Genomic DNA, 5,735 nt, shown 5'->3' on the forward strand with positions numbered 1-5,735 from the left:
AAGGAAGCAGCTTCCCGCCTCGCATGGTGCCTCTTGCGCTTACGCGCTCGGGGCCACCGGTGACCTATTAGAACTACCGGTACTCCACCAACCACCAGGCCGTCATCGGCGCCGCCGCCCGCGTAGCCGCCTCCTCCGCCCAGATCGCCGCCGCCTCCGCTGCCCCAGATGCGGACGTCGAGCGAGGTCACGTCGTCGGGGACACGGAAGTCCTGGATCTTGCCTGTGTTCTTGAACCGTTTGACGCAGTGGTAACCCGGTCTGGGAGTGGTCATGGCATGGCGTCCTTTCGCTGGGAATTGACCGGACCGGTCTGGGAACGCCCGAGGACCGGGGCGCTGTGACGGGCACCGTCGTCGGCGCGGCCCGTCTTCTGCAGGCCCTTGTCGCAGTGGTCCGGCTCGACTGGGCGGACCGTCTCGGCCCCCGGGAGCAAAGGGCCCGCTCCCTGTCGGCGCGGGCTTCGCGGAGCGCGGATACGCAGCTGTCCGGCGCGGTCCCCGAGCGCCTTCTTCACTCGCCGCAGGGCGGGAATGCGGGGGAGGTGCGTGGTGGGGGTGCCGTCACGAAGAGCACGGGCGCCCATCAGGGCGGCGTCGGCGAGGCCGGTGCCGGTGCGCCGGCGCAAGACTCGCGGCGGGCGCGCGGTGGGAAGTGCTTCGACGGCCTGGCACCACAGGTCGATGTCACTGGCAGAGCTGAGTTCGTCGGAGCGTGCCCGGGCCCGCTTGGAGGCGCGGGCCCAGGCCTGGGGATCGCGCAGGGACCGGAGGGCGTCGATCCAGGCGGTGGGGTCGTCGCGGTAGGCGAAGATCCCGGCTTCCCCGAGGGCTTCGACCAGGCCGGGCGTGGGGTGGGCGATTACGGGAATGCCCGAGGCGAAGGCCTCCACCGCCACCCGTCCCCACGACTCGTACAGACTGGGCATGAGGATCACCCGGGCGTGGGCGTAGACGTGCTCGCGCATGCGGTGGCCGGGGACGGAGTCGACGACCTCGCAGTTCGGCAGCCTCGGTGGTGGCATCACCTGCTCGCCGTAGGCGCCTTTCACTCCGCGAAAGCGCCACTCCGGGGACCAGGCGGCGATCCGCCAGAACAGCTCCCCGCCCTTGTCGCTGTTCAGGTTCACCAGCGTCACACACTCACCCGGCTGGGTGCGGTACTCGTGCGCGATGACCGGCGGGCGCACCACGATGCTGCGCTTGGGCAGGAACTCTTGCGGGTAGCGGGCGTAGAAGATCTCGCCGTCGCGACGGATCCACTGGCTGTTGTAGACCATCAGGTCGGCGCCGGCGGCGTTGTGGAAGCTGCCGGCGAAGTTGTCGTGGCAGATCACCGCCACCGGGATGGAGCGGTCCCGGGCGATGCCGGCGACCAGAGGCACGTTCTCGTAGTGGGAGACCAGCACGTCCGCACGCCGGGCGCGGGAGACGAAGTCGATCCCGGCCTGGAACGGCACCACGTGCACACCGTCGATCTCGTAAGGCGCATGGCTCTTGCCCGGGTGCGACAGCCACACCTCCACCCGGTGCCCCCGCTTCGCCAGGGGCCGCAGCATCGAGTGCAGCATCCACTCCGACCCTGCGTTGTGGTCGGGCGGATACCCGTACACCCGCGCCACGACCGACAACCGCTCCACGTCCGGCACCCCGGTAGCCTGCGGTAACGAACCGCCCGCCGCCCTGTCCTGCTGCACGAAACTCCTTCCGCAGAGTGCGCCACCACCGGCACGCGCCCCTTTCACGCGTCCCGGGCGCCTGCCGCCACCCGCAGCCTCAGGCTGCGGGTGGCGGATAACTGTCCGGGGCAGGGCGCGAGCCCGCCGGGGCGCATCGCGGCAGAGCCGTCCGGCCGTCCCGGGGCAGTTCTGCGCAGGCCTCCGGCATCTGCCGGCCATTTCCCGCACGAAGATCAACTCAGGTGTCAGTGTGTCCCGGCCCCGAACGGCAGTGCCCCACGAAAACGCCGCGATACCCCCGCCCGCGCCGAGGTTCACCGCGACGCGGGGTGGTACGAGGGCGCTCATGGGGGCGCACGTACCTGTCATGAAGTGCGCCGTTGTGCGCGGCGGTACGAGCAAACCGAGGAAACCGACCTCGTAGCCGCTGGCCCGGCCCTTCGACAACGCAATCCGTTGCCCGCCCACCGCAGTCAGGTGAAGCGAAAGGAGTGAGTGCAGTGGCGCTTCTCCGATGAACACCCCCCGCAGACGGATGAACCGGCATCCGCCTCGACCGAACAGCGGCTTCGACGCCGCACGCGACGATGGTGCCGACAGGCGGCGCTGGGCGTGCGGTGGAGGTATCCGGGCTTTCGGGACGTCGTGGGTGACCGGGTGTATGGCGAGGGTCTGCGTGGCTGCCTGTATCGCTGATTCGGGTCAACCGAATCCGTTCGGTCGTCAACTTGACGGAGGCCGGGCGTTTCTTTTTCGGATGCGGGTTGTGAGGTCCTGGAGCAGGATGCTCGTGGGCGGATGCGCCGGCCTTTTCTTCCGCGTATCCCCATTCCTACGGAGCGGGGCTGCCGCCATGGACGTGCAAACCACAAGCCAGGCAGGAGAATCGACGATGACTCTGACGGTGGACATCACTGAGACGGACATGCTTCCGGCACATCCGGGATCGCCGGACGGGCGTCCGGCGATCCCGGATGCGGAGGGCGTGCTGACCGTGGTGGCCGGTACGGGAGTGCAGGGTGGCCAGGGTGACGGCGGAAAGGCCACCGCCGCTGAGCTGAACTCGCCGGCGGGCCTTCTGCTCGCCGATGACGGCACCCTCTTCATCGCCGACCGGGGCAACCACCGGGTGCGGAAGGTGACGCCGGACGGGCTGATCTCCACGGTGGCCGGAGAAGGAACCGCAGGTTACACCGGTGACGACTCGCGCAGCGGTAACGCGCGGACCGCACGGCTCAACTCCCCGACCGCACTTGCGCTCGACGCTGCCGGAAACCTGTACATCGCCGACTGGGGAAACTACCGGGTGCGGAAGGTGACGCCGGAAGGCGAGATTTCCCTGGTGGCCGGCGACGGATCGAATGGCTACGGACGGGAGGAGGGAGTTCCCACCGAAGTCTCGTTGGGCCGCCCGGCGAACTTGATGTTCGACGCTGCGGGAACTCTGTTCATCGCCGAGGAAACCAGGGACCGTGTGCGCAAGATGACGGACGGCAAGATCTCCAGTGTGCCGCTCGACAGTTCGCTCCAGCGGCAGGGCGATCCTCCCGTCAAAGAACCCGCCGCACTGTGCATGGACGAGGACGGCAGCCTGTACATCGCCGATGAATACAACCACCGGGTGTGGAAGGTGACGCAGCACGGCATCACGACCTTCGCCGGCACCGGTCATGGGTGGTTTGGTACCAGCTTTGGCTTCAGCGGTGACGGCGGACCGGCCAACCGTGCCAAAATGTACGACCCCTGCGCACTGGCGAGGGACGCCGAGGGAAACCTGTACATCGCCGACAGGACGAACCACCGGGTGCGGAAGGTGGACCGCAAGGGCGTCATCACGACGATCGCCGGTCCCGACACACCGGTCGGCAGCGGCAGCGCGGAGCAAATCGCAGGAGTCACCCTGCGATCGCCTCGGGGTCTGGCGATGGACCCGTGCGGCAACCTGTACATCTCGGACAGCGAGAGTCACCTGGTGTGGAAGCTGCCGGGTGCCCAGGAGCGGAACCTGACGATCCGCCAGGTCAAGGTCCCGCGGGCCAGCCTCGGTGAGACCGCTGAACTCACCGTGGAGATCACCGCCTACCACGCGGGGCGGGCGGTCGACGCGGGGAACATCGTGCAGAGGTTCACCGCGCCCACCGGCTTCACCTTCGCGGAGTGGCCCACCTATTCCTACAACGGGGACGGCGCGCGCAGAGGAAGCCTCGGCTGCTACTTCGAATCCGGCCGTCGCGTCATGATCGTCACCGGCAACCTGCACCTCAACACCTGTGACGCGAACAAGGGCCCGCTGGTCTATACCATTCCCGTCAAAGCGGATACCGCAGTGGACCCCGGCACCTACCGCGACGGGCAGCTGCTCGCGGGCCGCCATCCGGGCATCGTCCTGAGCGCCACGGTCACCGCAGGACCTCGGTTCTCCGTGACTGCGGCAACCCCCTCGCAAGAGCTGGTGCGGGGTGTAGGACTCAGGTACCCGGGGGTGGTGGTCCAGGGAGAACAAGAAGTCCCCCGGCAGACCGTCAGGGTGACACTCCCCTCGGGAGCCGGCCTGGCCTTCGTCCGCGAGAACGTAAAGCACCAGATGACCGTCAAGTCGCATTCGAAAGAGGAAGACGAGAAGTTCGACGCGGTCCTTTCGGCTGACGGGCGGACTCTCACCTGCGCGAATGTGGATCTCGGCCTCTCGCGGGAGCATCCGAAAGCCAGCATCTGGGTCGCCGTGGAAGCAACCGCCGCCGCGCCGGTCGGACCGACTCGTCTGACCTTCCAGGTGGGCGGCATCGTGTCGGACTCCACCGGCCTGGAGATCACGGAGGAGTGATCGCCCCCGTGTCCCGCTGCACATGAGTGCACCATTCGCCGGATGTCTCCGGGCCGGACGCCCCTGCACGAGGGCGCGCGGCCCGGAGGCGCCGGAGCGCGGTCGTAGAGCCTGGAACCTGCGCCGTGTGCCCTTCACCAGCGCCGGGTCGATACCCCTACCGGTAAGGTCCATCGCCGCCGACTTGCGCTGAGTTACGGCTCCGGCACGGCCGGTACCTCAGTCGGCCCGGCTTCTGCGAGTGCGCGATACGCCGAGATGGCCGAGCAATTCCTGCTCGCGTCCTGCCGGCCCCGTAGGCCGAACCCGAAGGCAAAGCTCACGTAGTGGCATCAGCAGAGTTCGTGACACGACCGTGTTCGGGCCTTCTTGAGGCGTCTCCAGCAGATGAGGCTGCAGGCGGGGGAGACGAAGACGTCGTGGAACTTCGTGGGCCGCACGGACGAGGAGATCCGCGAGGCCCGGCAGGACTGGACGACGGGTGATCGCTTCGGCGAGGTCAAGGACTACGGTGGCGGCCGTCTGGCCGCCCCGGAGATGCCGGCGACGCAGCTGAAGGCGCGGGGGCGGGTGCGCTGACCCGGGTTTTCCTCTTCTGCGTCAATCCAAGGCCGAGGGATGCTCGGCTCCGTCAGGGCTGTCGTCGCGACTGCGGGAGGGCACGTATCGCAACCCCTTCCGCAGTCGGTGGGTGCGCTTCCGGAGTGTGCTCGGGTGCGAGCAGGTCTGGTCGGCTGAATGCCGACCTTTTGCCGACTCTACTGACGGTTCGACAGGTTCCCTGATGGTGTGGCGCAGGGGGTGGCGGCATGCCGGTCTCGGCACCGTGGCCTGCGTGGCCCATGGCCTGGCGGGACGTGGTGGTACGTCTGTTCCGACCGGCCCGGTGGGCGCGCGTCACGTTGCGCGGAACCGTCCCTCCTCGACCTCCGTGACCAGTCCTGTGCGGATCAGCCGGTCCAGGTGCTGTGCGGCGGTTCGGCGCTCGACCGGTTCCACGTGGGGGCCATCGACGTGGGGGCGGTAGACGAGGCGGTGTGCGGCGATCTCCTCGACGGTGCGCGGTTCGTCGAGGAGTGCCAGGAGTGCGGCGTCCCGCTTCTTCACCACGGCGGCGAAGGCGTCGAGCCGTGTGGAGAACGCGGCCGCGCCCTCGATCACGCCCTTCTGGTGGCCCGTGCCGTACCAGCGGGCGCCGATCTCCCGGCAGCGGCGCATGGACGCCTCGAAGTC

At 68.4% G+C, this 5,735-nt stretch carries 4 protein-coding genes and 1 pseudogene; 2 read left to right on the plus strand and 3 right to left on the minus strand.

Annotated elements, in window-relative coordinates; translation table 11 throughout:
* Together OO47_RS38315 and OO47_RS32760 are read right to left on the minus strand one after the other, a co-directional pair.
* Nucleotides 1–275: hypothetical protein (locus OO47_RS38315; protein ID WP_209440464.1), on the minus strand; the 275-nt coding region annotated here is incomplete at its 3' end.
* Nucleotides 272–1,696, minus strand: coding sequence for a glycosyltransferase family 4 protein (locus tag OO47_RS32760; protein WP_324606536.1), 1,425 nt, complete (start codon nt 1,694–1,696; stop codon nt 272–274). The genes OO47_RS32760 and OO47_RS38315, both read right to left, overlap by 4 nt.
* 874 nt (nt 1,697–2,570) lie before the next feature.
* Here OO47_RS32760 and OO47_RS34335 point away from each other — a divergent pair.
* Together OO47_RS34335 and OO47_RS32770 are read left to right on the plus strand one after the other, a co-directional pair.
* Nucleotides 2,571–4,502: an NHL domain-containing protein gene (locus OO47_RS34335; RefSeq protein WP_051716425.1), complete on the plus strand. Its 1,932-nt coding sequence runs from the start codon at nt 2,571–2,573 to the stop codon at nt 4,500–4,502.
* A gap of 387 nt (nt 4,503–4,889) precedes the next feature.
* Entirely contained in the window at nt 4,890–5,081 is a 192-nt protein-coding gene (locus OO47_RS32770) for a hypothetical protein (RefSeq protein WP_030223390.1), read from the plus strand.
* 318 nt (nt 5,082–5,399) lie between these two features.
* On the opposite strand, the pseudogene OO47_RS32775 reads toward OO47_RS32770, so the two are convergent.
* A pseudogene (locus OO47_RS32775) lies at nt 5,400–5,735 on the minus strand (MBL fold metallo-hydrolase); the annotation flags it as partial.

The sequence above is a fragment of the Streptomyces bikiniensis genome (assembly GCF_000716625.1).
Lineage (GTDB): Bacteria > Actinomycetota > Actinomycetes > Streptomycetales > Streptomycetaceae > Streptomyces > Streptomyces bikiniensis.

Bases quoted from the DNA above. Each gene is read 5' to 3' on its own strand.
- OO47_RS34335 (WP_051716425.1), top strand. From the start codon at position 2,571: ATGACTCTGACGGTGGACATCACTGAGACGGACATGCTTCCGGCACAT.
- OO47_RS32770 (WP_030223390.1), top strand. From the start codon at position 4,890: ATGAGGCTGCAGGCGGGGGAGACGAAGACGTCGTGGAACTTCGTGGGC.